Raw genomic sequence first — 4,964 nt, 5'->3', positions numbered from 1 at the left:
ATTAAATTATATAGTCATTAATATTTTCACAGTATTATTATCAGTTTATTTTATAGAGGAAATGATTGAGAAATATAAAATGAAAGAAAAACTGCAACGGGCTGAAAAATTTTATATAGCTAGCGAACTAGCAGCGTCAATTGCACACGAAATCCACAACCCACTAACCACGGTACATGGATTCACTCAATTATTAAATGAAAAACATGCCTCTAAGCTATCTCAGGAGCAATACTTAGAAATCATGTTAATTGAAATGCAGCAAATACAATCTACTATTAATAACTATTTATCTTTAACCAAACCACAGAACACCCTAAAAGAGAAAATAGATATTAATCACATTTTAAATCAGGTGAAAGATACTATTTCACCACTCGCTCTGTCATACAAAGTTGAAATCAAACAAAATAGTACAGATTCCTTTTATATAAATGGGGACCCCGAAAAATTCAAACTCTGTCTAAACAACATCATCCAAAACGGAATTGAGGCTATGAAAAATGGTGGATTATTACAAATAAATATACAAAAAGTAAAAGAAAATATCATAATTGATATTATTGATTCAGGAATTGGGATGTCATCTCAACAAATAAAACGAATTGCTTTGCCATTCTATTCAACAACAGAAAAAGGAACTGGGCTTGGTACTATGATTGCTTATAGTATTATTAGAGAATTAAACGGAGATATAGAGATAGAGAGTGAATTAGGTAAAGGGACACGTTTTTCTATTAGTATCCCTTGCTAACGTGATAACAATTTTCTATTTAGTTAATTACATAAAAGGATCAGAGTATATCTATTGTTACAGATATACTCTGATCCTTTAGTTTAATTCAATTAAAAACACTTAATATTTATAACTTTTCTTACATCGTGATGAAATACTAGTTCATCGATTTTATCTCATTTACTGATTAGATTTGTTTAATGTAAATATAATATCTCGCGATACTTAATTTGTTATTATCATTAGGGACATTTCCTGCAGTTGTTTTTTCATTAAAGTACAGACCTTGTGCCATTCATTGAAAAAGACAACTCCCTTTTTACTACTTCACTTCCACCGTATAATTCCCTGTTCCACCACCATACTGATACACATGTAAATAATACTTCCCTGGATATGTGTAGTAACTACCTACTAGTTTATTCCCTTGTTGCTGAGCATACGTAACATAATTATTTAAATCTGCTTCAGAATAAAGTACCCAGTTCATTCCGATATTATTTTCATTCGTTACGTTAATTTGAAGGTTTTTAGCATTCTCCACATTAATTTCAAAGAAGTCACTTGTATCGCCATTTCCTAAACTAGCACGTAAAACTTGATTTAACTGCAGTTTGTTTGCTGTTTGGAATGAGTTATTCGGTTCTTTTTCTACACTGTTATCTTCTTTCTTTTGAACAGTTACAGTCGCTGTAGCAGTATTAGTTGCTCCTTTATCGTCTGTTACCGTTAATTTCGTCGTATACGTTCCTTCTTTTGTATATACGTGAGTTGGATTTTGCTCATTACTTACTGCTCCATCACCAAACTCCCATCTATACAAAGTAATTTTCCCGTCTTCATCTTTTGATCCGTCGCTTTTAAATGAAATTGCTTCATTTACATTTCCACTATACGGACCATTTATAACTGCAACTGGTGCTTTATTCTCTGCCCCTTCTTCCGTATTAATACCATGGAACACAACATCATATTCAAATTGTCCTGATGCATTCACGCGATAATTTACGAAGTATGCTGTTACTGTTTTATAGCCTGTCCATTCCTTTGCACTTAAACGTTTTAACGTATCATTAACGTTTTGTGTAATTGTTTTCCAATCTTCATATTCTCCTTTTGCTGCAGTTCCTGTATATGTTCCTTGTAGTGTGAATGTATTAAAGAACTGTGATTTATTTTTCTTCACTGATACATTTTTCAATTTTGCTTCCGCTGTTATTTCTGCTGCAATATCTGAAACTGGCTTCGATGCATGATTCGCTAAATAATCGTCTGATACTAATGGCACATTATATTTCTCACGATTATCAACTAGCATTTGCATATAGTCTTGATATTCTTTATTTAAATTCGCATCTTTACTTAATGTAGAGCGATATGCATCATATGCTGTTACATCATTTTTCCTAATAAGATCATGTATTTTATCGAACATATCATATCTCTTATTGTACATATACGATTGTAAAGCAAAGGAATAATTATAGAAATCCCACGTTCCATACTTTGCATTTAACGTTCGCTCTGCCGTATAACGCTCTGCTGGATTTGAAGATAATCCTCCTATAATACTCTTTCTCGGTACAACATTATCCGTTCTCGTTGCCCCTGCAAAAAATTCAGCATTTCCTTCTTCAAACCAAGATAATCTTTCATTTTCATATATTTTCCCTTGTCCCCATAACCCTGGTACTTCATATCTACCTTGTAAATAATGCGTGAACTCGTGTCTGAATAATTCTTCTAAACTATAAATACTTTCTTCTGGCGTACGCTCATAAGTAAAGAACGTACCTGTTCCTTCTATATAAAGACCACCGTTATTCGTTTCATAACCGTACAATTGACGATTAAATTGATATTCTGCTGGGCTATTATAAATAACCATCGTTAATACATCATCAGGATTTCCTTTTTCTAAAGGTTGATCACTTTCAACCGTACGATGGAATTGTGCCTTTACTTCTTTTGCCGCCCAATATAAACGTTTTACTTTTTCTTCTGTCACTTTATCTCCAGCTTTTAAAACAATTGCCCCATCATCAAACGTATACGTTTTTGGCAAATATTTTTTCTTTCCATCTTCTCTTATTTGATCTAAATTCACCACTTTACCATTTGCATCTTTTCCGCCATAATTCGTTGCAATTTGCTCAGCAGCTACGAAATATTGCTCCCCTAAATACGGATACATTTTCATCGCATCTGTTACAACTTGTAACCCTTTCGTTCCTGTACTATGGAACATACCGAGTCTACCTGTATAATAAATGCCATTATTAATAAGCCAACCGTTTTTTGCTGTAATCGTTCCCATTAATGCAAAACGACTTAATTCATTAATATAACTATCTATTTTCTGATACCATACTGTATCTTTCGGTGCTTTCCTCGTATCGTACAAATACGATTGAATGTCGTAATCAACACCTTGCATAATATCGTAAATAGCATTTCCAGCTGAAAGATTATCTACTAATGTAGAAAAATTATCATTATATTGTTTAAAAATCTTTGCAGCCGATGTTATCGTTTCCACATCACTTGAAGCGTTTCCTATTAACTTTCCGTATGATGATACCACTCTATTTTGCTCTAATGTACCCAGCTTGAAATTTGAATTGTTAGCCATCGCTTTTAATGCAGGTAAGCATTTATCATGATAACTCCGTTCATTTAATTTACTAAGTTCTGAATTATAAAATCCTAAATAAAATCCTGAACGTAATACCTCTACTAATGTCTCAATCCCTTTTGAATCATCCTTCGTATAGGCTTGTCCTTGCTGCTTCAATTTATCAATAATCGCCTGCATCCTACTATCATTTTGATAGAATGCTAGACTGTCTGTATTAAACTGAAATAGCCCCGTAATTTGCTCCCAATCAATTGTTACAAGTAAATCTACTAACTGCTGATTGCTTAATTGATTTAATTCAGCAATTGTATAAATTTTCGCTACAGCTAATTGCTTACTTTCTTTTTTCACCTCAGGTGGTCTTTGTGATAAATCGGCAAATTGTAACCTTTTCTCAAAAGACTTGCTTTCGAGCACTTTCGATGAATGAGCTAATTCTTGTACTGGTAGTTGTACACCGACTGGCTCCATTTTGAGCACATTTCGATAAGAAACTTGCTCTCCCTTAGTATCTTCTGCCAAACTTACCCCTTGAAAACTCCCTAACATTAAACTAGCAAAACTTACCCCTACTAACATTTTCTTTGAATAGCCTTTCATGCTCTCCCCTACCTTACATTTTTAGTGTCCCGCTCCATTATTTTACTATTTTTACTTTTTGTCCTGTATTGAGAAAAAATAAGGTAACGTTCACACATGTATCCATTCCATATAAAATTAACGCTTGACTTTCCGTGCATTTTATATCAAAAAAAGATAGATAATAGCAAAATTCCTGCTACATCTATCCCCGTTTTCAACACTATGATTTTAACTTTATAAATGTAACTTCCGGTAATGTTTGTATATGCTGAATAAACTCATTCTTTTCTTCTGACGATATATTTTTCAGTTGCATCCCTACCTTATAAACAGTTTCTGTACCTTGCTGTGAAGCTTCCACCTCATATGAAAGTATTGGGATGCCTTTCACTTGTAGTGTTTCTAATATTTGTTGTACCGCTTCATGTTTATTTACAAACATTTGCACTGCTATATTTTGTGGAAATAAAAATTGCACCTTAAAAATACGACTTACAATTTCTAAACCAATTAAAACGAGAATCGTCGCTCCAATGCCTACTACATACATTCCCGCTCCAATTGCTAATCCTATGCCGGCAGTAGCCCATAAACCAGCCGCGGTCGTTAATCCTTTCACCGCCTGCTTTTGAATAATAATTGTGCCTGCACCTAAAAAACCAACTCCACTAACGACTTGTGCTGCAATACGACTTGGGTCTAGAGACATATGCTCTTCAAACACAATATCTGAAAAGGCATATTTCGAAACAACCATTATTAACGCACTTCCTACCGCTACGAGGAAATGAGTCTTTAATCCAGCTTCTTTCGATCGAATTTCTCTTTCAATACCAATCATTGCTCCTAACAAGCCAGCAACACCGATTCGTATAATAAAATCCAAATCTACACTCACGGGCACTTCCCCCTTTCATTCATTATAGATAGATAAAACAAAAATTATCACAAATATCCATTTATCAACATGAAGGAATACCACTAAAATACACTTAATACTCCGACTAT

Annotated in this window: 3 protein-coding genes; 1 reads left to right on the top strand and 2 read right to left on the bottom strand. The window is 33.8% G+C overall.

Going from position 1 to position 4,964, the window contains the following annotated elements; translation table 11 throughout:
* The coding region (locus tag ACQGS6_RS22810) for a sensor histidine kinase (protein WP_249421232.1) at positions 1–754 on the top strand (754 nt) is incomplete at its 5' end.
* A gap of 304 nt (positions 755–1,058) precedes the next feature.
* On the opposite strand, the gene colA is transcribed toward ACQGS6_RS22810, so the two are convergent.
* Together colA and ACQGS6_RS22800 are read right to left on the bottom strand one after the other, a co-directional pair.
* Positions 1,059–3,974, bottom strand: coding sequence for a collagenase ColA (gene colA, locus ACQGS6_RS22805; protein WP_426965648.1), 2,916 nt, complete (start codon positions 3,972–3,974; stop codon positions 1,059–1,061).
* 202 nt (positions 3,975–4,176) lie between these two features.
* The gene (locus ACQGS6_RS22800; protein WP_074624871.1) at positions 4,177–4,854 is read right to left on the bottom strand and encodes an MgtC/SapB family protein; all 678 of its coding nucleotides are present in this window, start codon (positions 4,852–4,854) and stop codon (positions 4,177–4,179) included.
* Positions 4,855–4,964 lie beyond the last annotated feature (110 nt).

The organism is Bacillus sp. GMs2/2 (assembly GCF_050172095.1).
Taxonomy (GTDB): domain Bacteria; phylum Bacillota; class Bacilli; order Bacillales; family Bacillaceae_G; genus Bacillus_A; species Bacillus_A cereus.
This window is presented reverse-complemented; position numbering and strand designations above follow the sequence as displayed.